15 protein-coding genes are annotated in these 21,527 nt (G+C 38.3%); 6 read left to right on the plus strand and 9 right to left on the minus strand.

Features of this window, described 5'->3' with window-relative positions:
• Positions 1-75: 75 nt before the first annotated feature.
• The 5 genes from ACRD62_RS05605 to ACRD62_RS05625 all read left to right on the plus strand — a co-directional run bounded on the left by ACRD62_RS05605 (position 76) and on the right by ACRD62_RS05625 (position 5,391).
• The gene (locus ACRD62_RS05605; protein WP_430819148.1) at positions 76-1,311 is read left to right on the plus strand and encodes an efflux RND transporter periplasmic adaptor subunit; all 1,236 of its coding nucleotides are present in this window, start codon (positions 76-78) and stop codon (positions 1,309-1,311) included.
• A 28-nt stretch (positions 1,312-1,339) separates the two neighbouring features.
• Positions 1,340-2,092, plus strand: a complete 753-nt coding sequence (locus ACRD62_RS05610) for an ABC transporter ATP-binding protein (RefSeq protein WP_321412432.1) — start codon at positions 1,340-1,342, stop codon at positions 2,090-2,092.
• A 10-nt stretch (positions 2,093-2,102) separates the two neighbouring features.
• A complete protein-coding gene (locus ACRD62_RS05615) occupies positions 2,103-3,323 on the plus strand; it encodes an ABC transporter permease (protein WP_430819149.1) in 1,221 nt (406 codons plus the stop codon).
• 235 nt (positions 3,324-3,558) lie between these two features.
• Entirely contained in the window at positions 3,559-4,680 is a 1,122-nt protein-coding gene (locus ACRD62_RS05620) for a sensor histidine kinase (RefSeq protein ID WP_430819150.1), read from the plus strand.
• Between the two features lie 3 nt (positions 4,681-4,683).
• Positions 4,684-5,391 carry a LytR/AlgR family response regulator transcription factor gene (locus ACRD62_RS05625; RefSeq protein WP_430819151.1) on the plus strand — a complete coding sequence of 236 codons (708 nt, stop codon included), beginning with the start codon at positions 4,684-4,686 and terminating at the stop codon, positions 5,389-5,391.
• Here the strand turns inward: ACRD62_RS05625 and ACRD62_RS05630 are convergent.
• From ACRD62_RS05630 to ACRD62_RS05650, 5 genes are all read right to left on the minus strand, one after another.
• Positions 5,388-6,029: a hypothetical protein gene (locus ACRD62_RS05630; RefSeq protein WP_430819152.1), complete on the minus strand. Its 642-nt coding sequence runs from the start codon at positions 6,027-6,029 to the stop codon at positions 5,388-5,390. The two genes, ACRD62_RS05625 and ACRD62_RS05630, sit on opposite strands and share 4 nt — an antisense overlap.
• Positions 6,030-6,119: 90 nt before the next feature.
• A complete protein-coding gene (locus ACRD62_RS05635) occupies positions 6,120-8,435 on the minus strand; it encodes a glycoside hydrolase family 3 protein (RefSeq protein ID WP_430819153.1) in 2,316 nt (771 codons plus the stop codon).
• A 109-nt stretch (positions 8,436-8,544) separates the two neighbouring features.
• Positions 8,545-10,098 carry a carboxylesterase/lipase family protein gene (locus ACRD62_RS05640; RefSeq protein WP_430819154.1) on the minus strand — a complete coding sequence of 518 codons (1,554 nt, stop codon included), beginning with the start codon at positions 10,096-10,098 and terminating at the stop codon, positions 8,545-8,547.
• A 5-nt stretch (positions 10,099-10,103) separates the two neighbouring features.
• Positions 10,104-12,542 carry a glycoside hydrolase family 3 N-terminal domain-containing protein gene (locus tag ACRD62_RS05645; RefSeq protein WP_430819155.1) on the minus strand — a complete coding sequence of 813 codons (2,439 nt, stop codon included), beginning with the start codon at positions 12,540-12,542 and terminating at the stop codon, positions 10,104-10,106.
• Positions 12,543-12,560: 18 nt separating this feature from the next.
• Entirely contained in the window at positions 12,561-14,231 is a 1,671-nt protein-coding gene (locus tag ACRD62_RS05650) for a carboxylesterase/lipase family protein (protein WP_430819156.1), read from the minus strand.
• Positions 14,232-14,379: 148 nt separating this feature from the next.
• On the opposite strand from ACRD62_RS05650, the gene ACRD62_RS05655 reads away from it, so the two are divergent.
• The gene (locus ACRD62_RS05655; RefSeq protein WP_430819157.1) at positions 14,380-15,123 is read left to right on the plus strand and encodes an NUDIX hydrolase; all 744 of its coding nucleotides are present in this window, start codon (positions 14,380-14,382) and stop codon (positions 15,121-15,123) included.
• A gap of 109 nt (positions 15,124-15,232) precedes the next feature.
• Here the strand turns inward: ACRD62_RS05655 and ACRD62_RS05660 are convergent, their stop codons facing one another.
• From ACRD62_RS05660 to ACRD62_RS05675, 4 genes are read right to left on the minus strand one after another with little or no spacing between them, the layout of a single operon-like run.
• A complete protein-coding gene (locus ACRD62_RS05660; protein WP_430819158.1) occupies positions 15,233-16,270 on the minus strand; it encodes an alpha/beta hydrolase in 1,038 nt (345 codons plus the stop codon).
• Between the two features lie 56 nt (positions 16,271-16,326).
• A complete protein-coding gene (locus tag ACRD62_RS05665; RefSeq protein WP_430819159.1) occupies positions 16,327-17,982 on the minus strand; it encodes a carboxylesterase/lipase family protein in 1,656 nt (551 codons plus the stop codon).
• Between the two features lie 55 nt (positions 17,983-18,037).
• Positions 18,038-19,210, minus strand: coding sequence for an esterase (locus ACRD62_RS05670; protein WP_430819160.1), 1,173 nt, complete (start codon positions 19,208-19,210; stop codon positions 18,038-18,040).
• Positions 19,211-19,244: 34 nt separating this feature from the next.
• Complete coding sequence (locus ACRD62_RS05675) at positions 19,245-21,476, minus strand: carbohydrate binding family 9 domain-containing protein (protein WP_430819161.1); 2,232 nt, start codon at positions 21,474-21,476, stop codon at positions 19,245-19,247.
• Positions 21,477-21,527 lie beyond the last annotated feature (51 nt).

Raw genomic sequence — 21,527 nt, forward strand, 5'->3', positions numbered from 1 at the left:
ACATCTGTATCAAGACAAACAAAAGACTACAAACCAATCATTACAGACTAATAAAAAAATAAAAAACATAGAATCATGAAACGTAAAATTATAATTATATCAGCGTTGGTTCTGGCAGCCAGTATCACTACTTTTTTCATCCTAAAACCAAGTTCAATCAGTCCGGATCAGATTGATATTGAAACCGGTGTTGTAAAACTGGGATCTATCAGCAGTACAGTAACGGCAACAGGTACACTGGAAGCTATTACCACTGTTGAAGTGGGAACTCAGGTATCAGGTATTATCGAAAATATTTATGTTGATTTCAACTCATATGTGAAAAAGAACCAGTTGCTAGCCAGAATTGATACAACTAACCTGGCTGCTGCTGTAGAACAGACACAGGCTGCTGTAGACAATGCAAAAGCTGAACTGGATTACAAACAAGCCAATTACAACCGTTTGAAGCCGCTTTACGAAAAAGAGTTGATTGCACAATCGGAATACGACGAAACAGTTTATAGCCTGAATGTTGCAAAGGCCAATTATAAAAGTGCCATTGCTCAGCACCGTAAAAACCTAATCAATCTTGATTTTGCCTTGATTTATTCTCCCATCGATGGTATTGTTTTGAACCGCGCCGTTGAAGAAGGTCAGACTGTTGCAGCAAGCTTTGAAACCCCCACTTTATTTACCATTGCCAACGACTTAACTCAAATGCAGGTCGAAGCCAATGTTGATGAAGCAGACATAGGTCAGGTTAAAAAAGGACAAAGAGTTGAATTTACAGTTGACGCTTACCCAAATGAAATCTTTCAGGGAGAAGTTACCGAAGTACGTTTGGAACCAACCGTTACGAATAATGTAGTTACTTATACCATCATTATTATGGCTCCTAACCCAGATTATAAGCTGATGCCGGGCATGACAGCAGAAACAAACATTTTTGTTATTGAGAAAAAAGATATACTGACTGTACCTAGTAAAGCTGCACGTTTTGAAGCAGATGAAGAATTGATGATGAGTTATATGCAAAACGCTCCAAAACCTCCAATGCCACAAGGTGAACCATCGGAAGGATTTCCTCCAATGGACGACAATGCCCCATCAAAAGACAAAAAAGTGATATGGGTAAAAAGAGACTCAATGTTACAACCAGTACCGGTGAAACTTGGTATGGATGACGATATCAATGTTGAAGTTCTGGAGGGATTGAAAGAAGGAGATGTTGTGGTTTTAAAAATGGAACAAAAGAATGCAGAAGCTACTGTTCAGGCAGCCGGAGGCAATCCATTTATGCCTAAACCACCACAACGTAACAACAAGTAAACAGATTACTCATTAACAATTGATTATCATGCAAAAAACAATAATAGAAGTCAAAGACTTAAGAAAAGATTATCATGTTGGTGAGGTCACTGTTCATGCCCTCCGAAAAATCAACATGCAAATACAGGAAGGAGACTTTGCAGCCATTATGGGCACCAGTGGTTCCGGTAAGTCAACTATGTTGAATATTCTGGGCTGCTTAGATAAACCAACTGATGGAACCTATCTGCTTGATGGAGTAAACATGGCCGACATGAACAAAAACCAACTGGCTCAGCTACGTAACTCTAAACTGGGATTTATCTTTCAATCATATAACCTGTTGCCTCGTACAACAGCACTTGAAAACGTTGAATTACCCTTGTATTATAACTCAAAGGTAAAGTCGAAAGAAAGAAAAGAAAAAGCGATGTATGCACTGGAACAGGTTGGCTTGGCTGACCGTTTCCATCACATGCCAAATCAGCTCTCCGGAGGTCAGCAGCAACGTGTGGCTATTGCCCGTTCACTGGTAAACGATCCGGTTGTTATTCTGGCTGATGAAGCAACCGGTAACCTCGACACCCGCACCTCCTACGAGATAATGGAGCTGTTTCAGAAACTCAACGACGAAGGCAAAACCATTGCCTTTGTAACCCACGAAGAAGACATTGCCCGTTTTATGAAACGCAATATTGTTTTCCGCGATGGTTTAATAAAAACAGAGATGACTGTGGACAAACGTCACAATGCAACTCAGCTGATTGCTGAACTTCCACATGAATCAGATATTGACTTTTAAAGAATAAATAATGAACTATATAAATCTCACTAAAATAGCCATCAACGCACTGAAGCGAAATAAATTCAGAGCTATTTTAACAATGCTGGGGATCATCATTGGTGTAGGTTCGGTAATTGGAATGCTTTCGATTGGTGAAGGATCAAAAAAGAACATACAGGATGAAATTTCAAGCATGGGATCGAACATGATATTTGTAATGCCCGGATCTCAGCGACGAGGTGGTGTTATGATGGGTAACTCCGACTCAAAATCGCTAACCATGAAAGATATTGAACAACTGGAGAAAAGCTCTCAATACCTGAGTCGTATTTCACCACAGGTTTCGAGCAGTGGACAAGCCATTAAAGGAAATAAAAACTGGCCAACAAGTATTTACGGTGTCAATACCGAATATCTTGAAATCAGAAAATATGAATTGGAAGACGGAAGAATATTTACCGACAAAGAAATCAGTAGTTTAGGAAAAGTCTGTTTGGTTGGTAAAACAGTTGTTGAAAATATTTTTGGTGAAAGTGTAGACCCGGTTGGTCAAACCATTCGCTTTGCCGGAATACCACTTAAAATAATTGGTGTATTGAAAGAAAAAGGTCAGAATGGGATGGGCATGGACCAGGACGATTTAATAATTGCACCCTACACCACTGTTCAGCGCAGAATATTAGCCATCACACATATTCAGGCTATCTATGCTTCTTCCATCGATGAGGAAAGTACAGATCAGGCAATTGAAGAAATAGAAACAGTTTTACGCAGTCAGCATAAACTAAAAGAAGGTACGAGTGATGATTTTGAAGTACGTTCTCAGGCCGAAATGGTACAAGCCTTTTCATCAGTTAGTGATATGTTAACAATGCTACTTGGTGCGATTGCAGGAATTTCGTTATTGGTTGGAGGTATCGGCATTATGAATATCATGTTTGTTTCGGTAACAGAACGCACCAAAGAAATTGGATTACGAATGTCAGTTGGTGGAAGTGGAACAGACATATTAATGCAGTTTCTTATAGAAGCAGTTATTCTAAGTATTTTCGGAGGAATCATTGGAATTGTATTTGGATTACTGATTTCAGCAGTTGCCACCAATGCTCTTAATTTACCATTTATCGTTATGCAAAATGCAATCATACTATCATTCCTTGTATGTACAGCAATTGGAGTATTCTTTGGCTGGTATCCGGCACGTAAAGCTGCCAATCTGAATCCAATCGATGCCATCAGACACGAGTAAAAAAGTAAAAATCATAAGGGCAAAAGTGAAAAGGTTAAAAGGGAAAGGAGACTGTAACAACTGATCAAAATCACTTTTCATCTCCAACTTCGGGCTACTGCCTTCTTACTTCTTACTTCTGCCCGGAATATGATCTAAAGGTCAAGATTAAATGGTTTCCACTAAATTAATAGTGACTTAGCTTTGAGTGAGACAGAAATTTATACGATGATTGGATAATTAATATGGCTATAATATGTATTTTGGCAAGAAAGAAATAACTGTTAATACAGATATGATCAAAACACCGCATAATAAGGCTTTAACGATTGTAATGCATATATTGGCATGGCTGGGGCTGGTAATTCTGCCCCAGCTTATTATCAATCGTTACTGGGGAAACCAGAATTTTATTGCCTGGGGCTTTTATCTGGCAGCTGCCATCTACGGAATAATATTCTATATCAATTACTTATTTTTAGTTCCCCGCTTTTATCTGAATGGAAAAAAAACACTTTACTTTATTATTGGTGTTGCTACCATTCTTCTTTTCTATTTCGTTTCGGAACTCTTAAATGAAACCTTTATTCATAATCCGGAGAGAGATCAAAAAATTGCCGAGGCCTTTAAAAAATTAAGTGATGAAAATATAATTCCGAAAGCGCCTGTTAGACAAATGCAGGTCTATTTCTTTGGACTCACCTCCTTAATAATTAGTGGATTTGCCTTAGGATTAAGAGTAATTGAAGAACATATTGCCACCGAAAAAAGACAGAAGGAATTAGAAAAAGAAAAGCTGAATTCAGAACTTGCCTTTTTAAAAAACCAGGTTAGTCCTCACTTTTTCTTTAATACGTTAAATAATATTTATGCCTTAATTGAAATCAGCACAAAAGATGCACAGGATTCGGTATTAAAATTATCTAAGCTGATGCGATACTTGCTTTATGATTCGGAAGATGGTAAAACTGAATTAAAGCAGGAGGTTGATTTTCTAAATCATTATATCGATTTGATGCGTTTACGTGTTTCACCAAAAGTAAACTTTGAAATTAGCTTACCCAGTGAACATCTGGGCGTGAAAATTCCACCCTTATTGTTTATTCCATTTATCGAAAATGCATTTAAACACGGAATAAGCTACCGTGAGGCTTCCTTTATCCGTATTGGTATGAAAACAGATGGAAACTCATTGTCATTTCATTGTGTAAACAGTATTAGCAAAGCTCCCGAAACTAAATTGACTGAAAATCATTCTGGCATTGGTCTTGAAAATGTAAAAAAACGATTACAACTATTATATCCAAACAGACACCAGCTGGAAATTACAAAAGAAAATGATGAATTTAAGGTTGAATTAAATATCGAATTAAACTAAGACATGATCAGAACCATTGCTATAGATGACGAACCTCTTGCACTTCAACTTTTAACGAATTATATAGAGAAAACTCCCTTTCTGGATTTAATCGGAGCTTTTGATAACCCAATTGATGCAATGGAATTTTTGAATGAGCAGGAAGCTGATCTGATGTTTATTGATATTCAAATGCCTGACCTTACTGGAATTGAATTTGCACGTATCCTTGAAAATCCACCTAAATTGGTATTCACTACAGCCTTTGAGAAATACGCTTTGGAAGGTTTTAAACTTGATGCCATTGATTATCTTTTAAAACCATTTGGTTATGAAGAATTTCTAAAGGCGGCAAAAAAGGCACAGAAACTTATTCAATACCAGTCACAGGAAACCGTAGAATCCAACAATGCATTTTTATTTCTTAAATCGGACTATAAGATTCGTCGCATTAACTTTAACGACATTTTATACATCGAAGGATTAAAAGACTATGTAAAAGTTTTTCTTCAACATCAGGATAAACCGGTAATGTCACTAAATTCACTTAAAGCCTTAGAATCAAAACTCCCTGAAGAGAAATTTATGCGCGTACATCGCTCGTTTATAGTTAATCTCGAAAAAATCGAAACCATTGATCGCAGCCGAATTGTATTTGGCAAAGAATATATACCTGTAAGTGATCAGTTTAAAAAGCAGTTTAAAGATTTTCTGGATAAGAATTTTATTTAGTCATCTTTCTTCAAAATACCAATGGCTAAAAACAATCCCAATCGGCTTACGGCATCAAAAGAAGAGCCAAATAAATTAATATCATTACTTATTCCGCCCTGTATTCTACCTCTGTCGATACCAGCCTGCACTCGAATTGTTGTAAACTGATGGCCTTCATCATTGATAATAGACAACGATTTACCTTGTGTATACCAGATCGTTTTTTTAGCCTTCAAACTATATTTTAACATTGCAATTTGCATAAGGTCAGATTGCGAACTGATGTTTACATTGGGATACAACATAATCAGCCAGTTCTTCATCTTAGCATACCATTGAATTCCTAATGACGGTTGCACCTGTCCTCCGGAAGAATAGATTGCTCCGGCAGTGGCTTTGATTGATGGTAAAAGCTGACGACCCATTGTTCCAAACAAAAGCGTATGAATGCTATTAATCGTTTCGTAGTCACCATCAAAACGAGACATCAAACTATAATCCAGTGTATTTGCCTTATTAATATTGCCCCTTGCAGAAATAGTAGCTGAATACACACTACTGAAAGCATTTCCTTCTAACGACAGTGACTGTGCTCCGACGCCCAACACTCCAATTACAAAACTGATTATCAGTATATTTAAAATCTCAATCCGCATTTAATTCAGATAATATGATCCCCTTCTGCGAATAGTATCACAGTTTAATCATCATTAATATTTATTCGAAATTTTACAGAAGCCAGGTATCTATTTACGATACCTGCTTACTCTATCATCATTGATTACTCCACTAAAATTCAATCCGTACCCAAAGTCATATGTATTTCCTTCACTATCGGTATAACATTTCATATCATGTGCTTTATCTTCAAACTGTTCTTCTACAGTCTTCATATTCTCTGGCAACTGAAATGGAAGCAAACCACTCGGTGCTGTTTTTCCACTTAATATATCCAGAATAGCCTGATGTTGTACACCCATATGCATTAATATACCATCTGCCAACGGCTCAATTTCTGACATTACCATTGGTTTCGAAGCATGAACAATAACAATAACCGGCTTATTGCCCATTGCCTTTTTGGTATCACGCACCATATAGTAATCAAAAACATTATTTGTTTTCACCGTTTTCCCTTTGTATGATCGGTTTTCAAAATCCTCAAACGGACTGCCACCAGCAATACTTTGCTCTCTGGCATATGTTGCTGTGTAATCATTGTATTGAAGACTGACAGGAACATATCCATTTCCACCTTTAGTCAAATCATTTTTGTCATACCCTGCTCCTCCATCCGGATTGCGAATACCAACTAATGCAAAATCAGCTTCTTTAGGATCATCAACCACATCGTAATATTCTTTTACCTTATCCATATTAAATGGATATTCATTCTTCTCAGGATATGCCATTCCAAACCAGTTTACTCCTCCGGGGGTGTAACGCATTGGAACATAAACCTTCAATCTTTCTTTTATAGGAAGTGTCTGCGCCTTGTTTTTCAACATCACAACCGACTTTAGTTGTGCATCATAACCCTTCTTCATGAAGTCCGGATTACCAACAACCTCTTGTGTTTTTTCAACATCCAGATAAGGATTTTCAAATAAACCAACACGAAAAACATTGCGCAAAAGTCTTAGTGCCGAAGCCTCAAATCGCTTTCGCATTGCTTCTTCTCCAAATTTATCAACTCCCATCTGATAAGCTTCCAATACCGGACCCATTTCGTTGTTTCCTCCAAACTGATCCACTCCGGCTTCAATGGCCTTAAAATGACGTTCAGCTACAGAAAGCTTTTCAACTCCCCAGCATTTTCCTTCGAACGCATCAACCGAATGAGCATCAGCCGTAATCATCCAATCAGTACAAACCACTCCATCGTATTGATATTTTTCTCTTAACAGATCAGTAATCAAATACTTATTATATGAGTTTCCTACTTTATCATCATTCACCTTATCCTGATCGAATGAAATAGTATAATAGGGCATTACAGCCGAAGCCATTTGAGTTCCACCTTTTAATTTAAAAGCACCTTCGGTAAATGGTTTCAAATGATCTTTCAGGTTATTTCCAGGATAAACAGCATAAGCTCCATAACCATAATGAGCATCTCTACCACCTTCTTCAGGGCCACCACCAGGCCAATGTTTTACCATGGCATTAACACTTGTCATTCCCCAACCGTTCTGAATTTCATCTTCTCCGTAAGAAGTTTGAAAACCATCTACATAAGCTCGGGCCATATCCGTTGTTAATTCAGGATCTTCTCCCATGGTTCCATCAAAACGACTCCAGCGAGGCTCTGTTCCCAAATCGATCTGAGGAGATAAAGCAGTTGCAATTCCTAAAGCTCTGTACTCCTGAGAAGCAACTTCGCCAAATTCCTTCATAATTTCAGGATCAAAGGTTGCAGCTAATCCTAATGTACTTGGCCACATCGAGATCTTACCACCCGCACCGGCATTGTATTCAGCATATGAATCGCTTCCATGACGTGGATCAGAACTAATATTGATTGGAATTCCCAATCCAATACCTTCAACCAAAGCCTGCGCATTATTATTCCATTGTGCAGCAACTGCAGGTGATTCAACTGAAGTAATCAATACATGACGAAGATGATCATCAGTTAAAAATATTTTTTGTTGATCCGTCAGATCACTTGCCTGCATGCCACTTTCGCTAAAAACTTTACCATTATATGTACCTCCGTACCTACCCTGAACCAAAACCGGTATTGCCTGATGACCACTGTAAAGCATCAGTCCGGCCATTTGTTCAACACTCATTTTACTAATTAAATATTTGGCTCTTTCATCTGCTGATAAGCGCCAGTCTTCATATGGATCGAGGTGGCCATTTTTATTTAAATCCTTAAATGCAAAACGACTGCTTTCAACAAGCTTCACTCCTGAATTTACAGAATATCCAAGTGTTGGTCCGTTTTCATTAATTAAATATACAATCTCATTGTTTTCCTGTACGCTATATTTAGGCTGGCAGGAAATTAAAGAAGAGATCAGGGATAAGAGCAATAATGTTGGGAGTAATCGCATGCCTAAAAATTTAAGGGTATGACGTTAAAGTTTTATTGAATAAGCAAGTGCCATTACGACACTTGCCTCACATCAATAACACAACTTAAAAAACATAACTCAAAAAGGGTTAGTCTTTAATGTTTTTGAATATGGATTCTATCAAATTCAACTCATCAAGATGAGGTAATTCTTTCATTTCTGTTTTTTCACCAAGAATCATTGCCTGGTGCATTTCTTTTGTATATGGTTTCCAGATTGGTAGTTGATCACGATTGGGATTGCCATTTCTTGCAAAATTGATCCAGTATGATGACATTATTTTTTCAAGTTGATAATCTGTTTGCGTCCATGGTCTTATTGAACTTTTATCAAGATTACAATAAGCATAAGAAACTTCACTTGTATGAAATGCCCCAAAATCCTGCTGTCCTTCTCCATATGGCACCGAACGATTAAAAAAATACACAAACGCAGGTGATGATTCTTTTTGATTTTGTAATTCAGCCCATTTGTATGCCTGAATACCAAATGTTTGCAAACCACTTAACATTATCTGAGAAGCTTGCGCTATAGAATCATTCTGAGCTGGAAAAACTTCCAAGAATTCGGATGCCCTTTCACCATATTTTTGTTCGCATTCATTTTTAAAATCAGCTGCTGATTTTAAAGGACCTCCAAAATTTCCTTCATTGGCATTCCAGCCCAATAAAACAGGAACATCATTCTGCTCACCATTAGTAAAAATAGAATGAACATCTTTTGGCAGAACATATCCATCAACAACGGGTATACTCATTGATCCTAATTTCAGTAAGCTATCTGCTGGCATTGCACGAAAATCAGCAATAGATGTAATTTCCAAGTGCTCACCCAACTCCTGATTCACAGATTCGGCAATGACTAAGGTATTTCCCATCGATAAACGATTGGTTGACATTACAGCACCACCACTTTCAGCAATGGCTCTGTGGAATAAACCTTTTGCCAAAGGTGAAGCTACAAGATAATTAACACTGAATGCACCTGCCGACTGACCAGCAATGGTTACATTATCCGGATCTCCACCAAACTCTCCAATGTTATCTCTCACCCATTTTAAAGCTGCAATCTGATCCAGCAAACCATAGTTACCCGATGTTCCGGAAGCAGCTTCTTTACTCAACTCAGGATGAGCAAAAAAACCAAATATTCCAACCCTGTAATTAATGGTTACAAAAACAGCACCTTTGGCAGCCATATTAGCTCCATCATAAATTGGCACTGAACCCGAACCACTTGAAAAACCTCCGCCATGAATAAATACAATAACCGGTTGTTTCTCTTCTTTTTTAGCCGCAGTCCATACATTCAGATACAAACAATCTTCGCTCAATGGTTCAGCAGGAGCAATAAACTCCTGTGTCCACATTAAGAAAGGTTGAGGGGTAAATTGCATGGCACTGGCAGAAAACGCTGTACAATCGCGCACACCATCCCATGAATCAACCGGCTGTGGGGCCTTCCAACGCAAATCACCAACCGGTGGTTTTGCAAACGGAATACCTTTATATGCAAAGACTTCGGTGTCAGGTAAATATTTACCTGACACTAAGCCTCCACAAACTTTCACAACCTCAACTTGTTCTTTTTCGTTACAACAGGCTGTTGCTAATAATAATATGAAGAAAAAGCGAATGACCATTCAACTTATTTCTGAGATAATTTATTGATTTCTTTTACTGGTGCCAATGCATTTGACACAGTTTCTACAACAATCGCTTCAGGTACTGTAAATTGATTAGTTCCCTGAATATTCTGACATGAGCTACCAATCAACACATCGTAAGCTCCTTCTTCAGCTACCCACGATGATGAATTTGTATCAAACGAAGCAAGATCTTTAGTTACAACATCAAAAGTAAGTATTTGTGACTCACCTGGCTGAAGTAATTTAGTTTTACCGAAGTTGATCAAAGTAGCTTCTGGTTTTTCCATTTTATTTGAAGGAGCATGTAAGTAAACCTGTACAACTTCTTTACCTGCCACATCTCCTGTATTGGTAACTTCAACAGACACTGTTAGTTTACCATCAAATACTTCTTTATCAGCTTTGATATTGTCGTATTTGAAAGTTGTGTATGATAAACCGTAACCAAATGAATAAGCAACTGGCACATTAAATGTATTGTAGTAACGATATCCTACATAAATATCCTCTTCGTGGAATACTTCCCATGGCACACGTTTCATAAATGAGAATCCGGAAAGATCTTCTGCATCATCAACATCACCAGCAATCTCATGACCAGGGAATGTTGTATGAGTCGGAGCATCATCATAAGAAACAGGGAAAGTAATTGCTAATTTACCTGATGGATTAACTTTACCGGTTAAGATATCTACAACCGAGTTACCACCTTCCTGACCACCTTGCCAGGCCAATAATACAGCATCAGGAATATTTTTCCATGAAGCCGTTTCGATAACACCACCTACGTTAAGTATCACAATTACTTTTTTACCAACAGCATGATATGCATCAGAAACCGTTTTGATCATTCCTTTTTCTGTTGCAGTAAGGTAGAAATCACCTTCAATTGGCTTACGATCACCACCTTCACCAGAATTACGACCGATGGTAATTAAAGCTACTTCTGAAGCTTCAGCCATTTTCTTAGCTAGCTTAGAACTTACGTCCATTTCTGCAACAGGAACTTTTCCACCCATCAAAACAGTCAACCAGTTATCTGATTTTTTACCTTTAGCCTGCTCTTGTTTAATATAATCTTTGTATGTAGCTGCAAGCTCATCATTCACACTGATGTTACCATTAGCCAAACCTTCCATTAACGAAACGGTATACGCCTCATTAACATCACCACTACCAGTACCACCTGCAATAAAATCGTAAGAAGTAGTACCAAAAACTGCAGCATTTTTAACTTCAGATGCCAAAGGAAGTGTTTTACCACTGTTTTCCAGCAATACCATACCTTCGGTTGCAGCCTGACGAGTTATTTGTGCATGAGCCTCCAAATTTGGTTTGTTACTGTTTTGATATCCTTTAAACTTAGGTGATTTGAACATAATTTTAAGGATACGATTAAGGTTTTGATCCAAAACAGCTTCATCCAGTTTACCTTCAGTAACCGCAGCAATTAATGTCTCTGTTTGCTCAGGAGTACCAGGCATAATCATGTCATTACCAGCTTTCATCTGAGCAACAACATCGCTACCTCCACCCCAGTCGGTCATTACATATCCTTCAAATCCCCAGTCATCACGAAGAACTTTAGTAAGTAGATCATGACTCTCTGAAGTATAAACACCATTTAATTTGTTATATGATGACATTACTGTCCATGGCTGAGATTCTTTAACAGCAATTTCAAATCCTTTCAAATAGATTTCGCGTAAAGCACGCTGACTAACATTGGCATCAACCGACATACGGTTTGTTTCCTGGTTATTAACCGCATAATGTTTGATAGATGTTCCTACTCCATTAGACTGAACACCATTTACCATAGCAGCTGCCATTTTACCGGTTACCAAAGGATCTTCTGAGTAATACTCAAAGTTACGACCACATAATGGATCGCGTTGGATATTCATACCCGGAGCCAATAATACATCAGCACCATATTCCAACACTTCGTTACCCATAGCTTTACCTACGTTATATACTAATTCAGTATCCCATGTTGAAGCCAAAACGGTTGCAATCGGGAAAGCTGTACAGTAATAAGTAGCATCATCATTTCTGCGTTTCGGTTGAATACGTAAACCTGCAGGACCATCAGCCAATACCTGAGAAGTAATATTCAATTCAGGATATTCTGATGAAAAACCAGCTGCACCCGGCAAATAGGTTCTGATATGATCTACCATATCATGGTAAACGGTATCATTTATTACTTTTTCAGGCTGAGGAAACATTGCTTTAATAGAATCAGGTAAATCCATAAACATACCTGTTCCGATCAAAAGCTGAGCTTTTTGCTTCAAATTCATTTTTGCCACAATTTCAGCGGCCTCTTTCTCACCCGGTTCTGTTACTTTTGGTGCAGTACAATTAAAAAAGAAAGCTGACATTAAGAGAAAAGACATCCCTTTTAGTCCACTACGATAAATAGATTTTTTCATATAATAATATTTGAACTTTTATTCCAATAATTTTCTAGCTTCTCTATCCGGATCATTCTTAACAACAGAAGTATCGTTTAATACCATTGTTGCTCCTTTTTCCGGTGTATACCTTGGCCACTCAGGCAAACCTCCGCCATTTGGATTACCGTTTTTCATAAAACGAATTAAGGTTTGGCTCATTTTATCCGACAATTCTCTTGGTCGACTTCCGCCTCCTGTATGGGTAAACATACGATCGGTATTATTAAACCAAAAGCAGATATCCAAACAATGGAATGCTCTCATGCGATTATTGAACATTGGAGGTTCCCAACCAAACCAGGCCATATAAACAGGTGCATCCTGCGAGGCTTTTGCATTTGCTGTTTCAATGGCACTTTTTCGATTACTGACAATCAGAGTCATTATTTCAATGGGCTTTGCTTTCGGAAATACCTTTTCATAAGCGTTATAAACAGGTTCAGCTTTATCACCCAAACCTCCGCTAAAACCGGCACGTTCGGTAAGAAAAGCAATTGCGTTTTCTTTAGTAATAGCTTCCAGTTCCGCATTATTTCGGCTCATCGACCATTCATGAAAAGTGGTACTAATAAGCATAGGCACATCAGAAGATAAGCCTTTTACATCAGAATAGAAGGATTCAAGCGGTAAGTTTCTTCCGTCAGCTACAGGTCCGAAACCTCCTCTGAATGAATTTCCTCCTGGATTTTCTTCCATGTAACGGCGTGATGCTTTATTTGCAATATCAATATATTCGCGCCAGCTAAGCTCCTGCAGTTTATCAACCTCCGAAGCTTGCAAACCGGCTTCTTCAATTATATACTGTCCTAATTTTTTCGATACCTTCTGATCTTTTCCTGCAAGTGTTGATCCACTTAACGGAACTGCTTTATGAAATAATCCTTTGGCTTTTTTCATAGCGGTTAAAGTACACACTTTAGCTCCTCCACCGGATTGCCCCATAATAGTTACATTGCCCGGATCGCCTCCAAACTCAGCGATATTATCTCTAACCCACTCTAAGGCTGCTACCATATCCAAAGCCCCAACATTTCCTGAATCAGCATATTTAGCATCGCCACTAACCGACAAGTCTGAGAATCCGATTGGACCTAGACGATGATTGATTGAACAGAAAACCACATCCCCTTTTCTACAAAAGTTTTCTCCATCGTATCCATCCTGTTCATATCCATTACCGTTAGTATATCCACCACCATGAAGCCATACTAAAACAGGTCGTTTTTTACTATCTTTAATAGCTGGTGTCCAAACATTAAGCCTTAGACAATCCTCGCTAACATCATCGTAATTCCAGTGATCAACAAACGAAGCAAAATTATTAGCATATCGGTTATCCATGATCTGAGGAGCTGTATTACCCCACCAAACAGCCGGATAGGTTTCTTTCCAAGGCCGAGGTTTTTGTGGTGGCATAAATCTGTTTTTACCACTTGTATCTGCCCCATAAGGTATACCCCTGAACTGAAAAATACCTCTCAGAATAAAACCCTGCACTTTGCCGTATTGTGTTTGTGCAATGGCAATATCATCACCGACTACCAGTTGCTGATCATCAGAGATCATCTTCTCTGACACCATGGTAACCTGTGAAAACGATGATAATCCGAGACCAGCGGCTCCAATGCCTACCGTCTTGAAAAAATCTCGTCGGTTTTTTTTCATTTTTTTGGATTTAATTTGTACTACTTTTAAGGTTTATCTACATTCGCAAAACCATTGCGTCTTTGTGACACAATGATACTCAGATTTTCTTAAACATCAAAAAAAAGCGATTAATATTTTTTAATTATTTTAGCATAAAATTATAGCTGTGACAGACATTACAAACCAAGATATTATTCCTAATATTTCTGTTGATTGTGTTATTTTTGGTTTTCATGAGAATGAACTAAAAGTTTTCCTATTAAACTATACAGGTACCAACCTTTGGGCCTTACCAGGTGGATTTATAGAAAAAAACAAAACCATAGAGGAAGCTGGAGCAGACATTTTAAAAGAAAGAATAGGATTAGAGAATATATTTCTCAAACAATTTGATGTTTTTAGTAATCCTGAACGTTCAAAACACGCACCTGAGATACTGGAACTAATTAAAAAAATTGGCAGATACGATGTGTCCGTTTTCCAATCAAGATTTATCTCAATTGGATTGTATGCTTTGTTAGATCACACAAAAGTCACAACAACACTTGATAGATACTCCGACAAATCCAAATGGGTTGCCATTGATAAGGTTAAAAACACTATTCTTGACCACAAAGAGATTATCAATACTGCTTTAAAAACTCTTCGTTTACAAATAAGCTATACTCCGATAGGTTACAACCTGTTACCACAAAAGTTCACAATGCCCGAAATGCAAAGTCTGTATGAAACGATTCTTGGTAAGAAGTTGGATAGACGTAACTTTCAGCGCAAGATGAATGCCTATAATATACTGAACAAGCTGGATGAAAAGCGTGAAGGCGTGGCTCACAAAGCTCCGTTTTTGTATGAGTTTAACCAAGAGAATTATAAAGAAGCCTTAAAGAACGGATTTAACAACAGTTGGTAAGCACAATAATAAATATCCCCGAAAAACATTTATTCCGGGGATAGCTTCAATTATTAATCTTAACACTATTTCTTTTAATTTACTGTGTAACAGTTTTGATTATTCTTGTTTAGTTGTCACTAAAAATCAGGTATGAATTAAAAAATGGTAACATCTGGTTAGGTATACGACCGTCTTTTGTATAAATATTATTCACATGTGTTCCAATATATTCCTCTGCAAAATGTTTGACTCCCACATTTTCTAATTTCTGGCTAAACATCTTACATTGAATAGTAAATCTATCACCAGCATTTCTTCCCCAATCTAATTTTATCGCCTTCAACTTATTTAAATTATCCAGATAAGCATCAACCATGTATAAAGGCATATTTTCATACCACAACTTCAGAACATCCTGATTGATGGTCATTTTTCCATCGGTATATTCAAATGGCACATCGCAATAAAATGGTGGATTCTCCGGATTTGGAGACCATGATTTACCAAAGGCAACAATTACCTTTCCAAAGTAAATTTTATTTAAATCTTCCTGCGTCTTTACATCTGCAAAATCTTTATAAGTTGTACTGTTAGGGCCATATTCTCTGACTATTGCCAAAGCTCCGGGACTTAATGCATAAACACTGCTGAATAGTTCAGGATGACGCATGGCTATTTTAAGAGCTCCATATCCACCCATACTATGTCCGGTAATACCACGACTTTCAGGTTTAGCAATTGTGCGGTATGTTTTATCCATGTATTTCACCAGGTCGAAGGCAGTAAAATCTTCCCAATTGCCAAATAACTGACTATTACTATAGAAACTGCCATCATAGGTAGTTTTCTGATCAGATATAACAAGAATAAAAGGTCGTATTTTATTGGTCGTAATTGAATAGTCCAGTATATCTGACATAAAGTCTAACATTTTATCATCTCCTGTAAATCCATGCAGAAAATAGATGACCGGATAGCGCTGCTGACTATTGCTATATCCCGGAGGAAGATATACAGAGACGGCGCGGTTTGGATCCTCTCCATAGCTATTTTCAAGATTTTTCGAATAAATAGTATCGGTTATAACCGTTCCTTTATCGACTTGGGCAACTCCTGTAGAGTAAGCACTTAGCAGCAGCAAGAATAATACAATAAGATGTTTCATAATCAGTACTTCGTTTCAATGAAGGTGTATGTTAATTTAAAAATTGCTTCAATTTATTAGATTGATTGACTTGCCAAATATCTCCACATGTCTATTTCTCTCTTATAACGATTATTTAATAATGAACATACTGTATCAATGCGCATCGTAGGTCTTGACTCTAAATTATATGGTTCCCATTCTGGTTGTCCCTTCGCTATTGGTTTGCTGTTGCGGGCAAAAGAAGTCCAGAGTTGGCACATATTATCAGCCGCCTCAAATCGTTCAGGCCGTTTTCCAGCCATCCCGTTACTAATATTGTAAAATTTAAACGGAATATCCATAGCGTGCATTGAACCAAAAGCATAATCAGTGCCAGGCACTTTTAATTCCGATTTATATCCAAAATTATACAAATAAGCAGGAGCACCACCTTGTTTCACTTTTTGCTCAGCAATAGTGATAGAGCCCAGACCCATAAACTGGATAGAGCGAATCGCAATATATATTTCTGCAGGTGTTGCAGAAGGATTCGCCTTTAGATAAGTTTCTAAAACTAATGCTGCTTTCTCTCCAAACTCAGCCTGCAGCTTTTCTTCCAGACCTTTTCTATCAAGTGTAAAAACAGATGTATCGCCACCGTACATGGCAAAGAAAATAAACTCGTCTTCGTTCCATCCGGTAATTAAAGGTTTATCTTTTGAAATATCAGGAGCAGTTGGATCAAAAGGATGATTGGGTAACACAATACCATCAACAACAGGGCCGAAGGCATTGGTGCCTATTGAACCTATTCCCATAAAACCACCTCTCATTGTGCCATCCACAGGAGTACGCTGAAGTGCTAATTGGGCATCCAGTATTTGCTGAGGTGACATCTCAAGTAGTTTCTGCCAGTTGTTTTTGGCAATTCCAAGCTGTTTCATCAACATCTCGGTGGTGACAGCAGCCTCATCAGCTGTTTTTATGATTACTCCCGGTCCACTCTCGATAGAAGCTTTATTGAAATAAGGTGCTGCCTGAGGCATAGCATACAAGCAGGATGTTTTCATTCCTCCACCCGATTCTCCAAAAATCATCACATTATCAGGATCTCCTCCAAACTCTGCAATGTTATCGTTTACCCATTGCAAGGCAAAGGCAATATCCTGAACTCCTCTGTTTCCTGATCCTTTGAATTCACCTCCTGCAACCTCATCCAAATAAAGATAACCCAACAAGCCCAATCGATGATTGGTTTCAACCACAACTACATTATATCTTTGAGCAAGGTTAGCTCCATCCTGCATGGCGCTACCTCCGGAGCCGGTTACAAAACCACCTCCATGACTATAAAACATTACAGGACGTTTTTGGTTATCGTTTGCAGGAGTCCAAATATTTAAAACCAGACAATCTTCATCGGGTAGTGGTTCATCTATACCATAGGTCTGATTAGGAGGTTGAATCGAAGGTGCCCCTAATCGATTGGCATCTCTTACTCCGGTCCACGGCTTCAGTTTACCAGGGGTAAGAAACCGACGTTCTCCGGAAACTTTACCAGCATAAGGAACCCCTTTAAAGATAGAGACACCGTTTAACCGATAACCTTTTATCTTACCATAAGCAGTATTGGATATAACATCTGTTTTGGATTGAATAACATTGGCCATCACTCGGTTTGACATAAATGCTGAAGCTGCCATACCAGCTGCTGTTAATCTGATAAATTGTCTTCGGTTAAACGATTTCATCTCATTAATAAGTTAAGTTATTGATTAAGGTTATCTAATCTCAATCCTAAATTTCTTACTTGAAAAGCAAAGGTGCAAATGTATTCAGGTAAACTCTCCAGTTTGCCCATGTGTGACCACCTTCCGTAACAAAGAAAGTATGTTTTAAACCATTCTCTGTTAGCTTAGCATCCAGTTTCTTAGCACTTTCCCACACAAAATCTGTTTTACCGCAAGCCAACCAATACATTTTATAACCAGCTTCCTTTAATCCTTTTAGCTTATCATCAATTTCTGGTTGCTCACCCCAGATTCCCATACTTAAAGGACAGATATACTGGAACATTCCCGGATATTCATTGGCAGTTGAAATGGTATGGCCACCACCCATCGACAAGCCTGCAATGGCACGATGATCAGCATCAGCAATTACTCTGAAATTACTTTCTACATAAGGAACGATATCTTTTACAATGCTGTTTACATACAAATTACGATTGGCAGGATCTCTGAAATCCAATTCCGATTGAGGTAATTTAGTTGTTATTGCAGCCATCTGATTTGGGTTACCGTTTGGCATCACACAAATCATTGGTTCAGCTAATCCTTTTTCAATCAGGTTATCTAAAATCTGACGGGTACGTCCCATGGTGCTCCAGGCATCTTCGTCACCACCGGCACCGTGCAGCAGGTATAAAACAGGGTATTTTTTACCACTGGTTTCATAACCATATGGTGTATAAACAAACATACGACGGTTTAAACCCAACGTTTTTGAATCGTACCAAACCTGATGCATATCTCCTCTTTTGTTAGCTTCAAAATAGTTTTCAGTCTTTTCCCCGGGAACCAATAAAACACTTAAGTAACGTGTTCCATCGCGTTGCAACAAAATATTGCTGGGATCATTAAGCGTTAAACCATCCACAATAAAGCTATAGGTATATAATTCGACTGCGGGAACAGGCATTGTAATTGACCAAAGACCATTTTCATCTTTTGTCATATCGACCGCACTTGGAACATCCATTTCGCCAAACTGCGTTTTCATTTTAACAGTCGGTGTAAAACCACCCATTATTTTTACTGAATCGGCTTCAGGAGCCATCAGTCGAAACGTCACTTCCGTTTCCGTAATTTCAGGAGAAATAATGGGTTTTTGGTTCCAAAAGTTTGACAATTCCTGTGCGAAAGTTCCACCACATATGGTCAACATAAGGACCAACATTAACAGCTTATTTTTTTTCATACTTTAAATTTAAATATTAATATTCAAAGGATTATTATATTTTAAACGTATGTACATACTTAACCATCAGCATCCGATTAAAAAATGAGATCGGCTCCACCTGGTGAAAATCATATGTTTTATCCGGTCGTGATTCATTATACACAATGTATAAATCTTTTCCTTCAGCGGGATTATATCTGAACCGAAAATTACCGCTTATAGCATGACTAACACTATTGTACTGTACAAAGGAGCTAATAGACAACTTGGTATTAAGCATCACCAAGGCTTTAAATTTAGCCAGATGACTCACAAATTCCTGTTCGCGCGTATTAAAAGTTAGTTTGTTTAAACTATATGAAGTTGTTAACTGTAAAGAGGAGGAGAGATTAAAAACCGGACTTATGCTTAATGATAATTGCCCACCGTCGTAGTAGCCACCGGCAGTAGCTATTAAACCACACGAAACAGGTTTAGATATGGGTGAAGATAATACATTGAAGCTGGAAAGAAACTGATAATTACCGGCTGGCACATAAGCATCCTGACTCAAGTAGAAATCAAAGTCAAACCCTTCGAACTTATTAAACAAGTATGAACTTAAACTCCAGCCACTCTTTGTCATCAAACTGAACCCTGGGTACCAATAGGCCGACTCTAACTCTTTCGTCGTCACAAATTCATTGTAGGTACCTGTAACCAGTAATTTAAAATTATACAGGGGCGAGTTTTCCCCGAAGATCCAACCATATTGTGTTTTTAAATAGGTGCCCTCTACCCCCAGCTTTGATACAAAGCCCACGCTCGGACTAAACTGAGTACCCGAATAGGTATAGTTGAGGTTGTAGGCAAACCCGGCGTCTCTTCTTCGTTCCCATTTAACAGTAGCAAACGATAAATCATTATTAGCCAGCATAGCCGTTCCGTCTGCATCGGTATTTTGAGCCACACGTGCTTCCAGGTAATCATCGCCAAACAATTTAATAACGGCATCCACCCCATAGGCCATACCTTTTGAACCATCAACACCCAAACGCGTTGTGGCCATAGCACCCACATACGAATTAGGGTTGAGCACCTGACGTCTTAAACGGTAAACTCCAAAATTTTCCGATGGCGTCGACTCAAAGGCCTCCGTTTGCATATTCAGGATACCTACATCCCATTTGCCAATACGGCCAGTTAATCGTCCACCCCCATAAATGGTCACCGGTTGCCCGTTGGCCAAACCAATGCGTCTACTGTAAAACAGCTGCTGGCTCCCGCCCAGTGAAAATTGGAAAATACTGGATCGCTCCTGAAAGAATTGTCGTTTATCGGCCAGATACAGTGAATAGCGCGTGATATTAACCAATTCATCGTCCGCTTCGGCCTGCGCAAAATCGGTATTAACCGTTAAATCAAGCGTGAGGTTACTGTTGATGTTATATTTAACATCCAGTCCACCTGTTAAATTTGAAGTTTTGTTTAAATCATACTTTGTGCCTGTTTCATTCAACTCGTGAATCTGGGTTAAACCCGTTAAGGCATATGGACTGATAAGCAATGGCTTGGAAGGCTCCACATTTTCCAGACTCACCGTTGTTGCCTGCGAGGGTTTGATGGCCGCATAAATCCCATACTGTGGGTCGATGGCCGGGTATGTATTTATCTCGTTGCAATAACTAATCGTTCGATTAACAATAAGGCCCATCTCTGTTTTGTCACCTATTGATTGAAAGCGCAAACTGGAAAAAGGAATACGCATGGTGACGTACCAGCAATTCCCTTCTACTTTAGATTTGACATCCCAAAAGGTATTCCAATTGTAATTAACCGTTCCTGTTGTTCCCACTGAATAGTTTCCATCATTTGCCATGGCATAATCGATGCGCTGTCCGGTAGGGGAAGTGAAAAAAGCCAGGGCACTTTCGTTGTCATTATAGGTATCCAGTATAATACCAAATGCATCAGAACTTTTAGATTCTTCATCACGCTTTTTACTATTTGCAACAATATTATCAGGATTCTTATAATACAATCGTGCAAATACCCACAAATAATCCTGTGTATATAACAGTCTTACATCTGATTTCTCACTTGGCTCCTTACCAAAGATAGGTTTATGCATTGTTAAATCAATTGGTGTCGCCTTTTGCCAGATTTCATCACTGATTGTAGCTGTTAGTTCAATTTTTTCAAGCGATGTGGATATAGCAATGGCATTCGCATAGGCCTCCTTATTCACCAAGAGGAAAACTAATAAACCAACTACAATATATTTTATAAATTTCTTTTCAATCATTTCTACTGCATTAACACCGCATCTACATAAGCATCTGATAGTTATCAACCA

It is taken from the genome of Carboxylicivirga caseinilyticus, from assembly GCF_050589785.1.
GTDB lineage: Bacteria > Bacteroidota > Bacteroidia > Bacteroidales > Marinilabiliaceae > Carboxylicivirga > Carboxylicivirga caseinilyticus.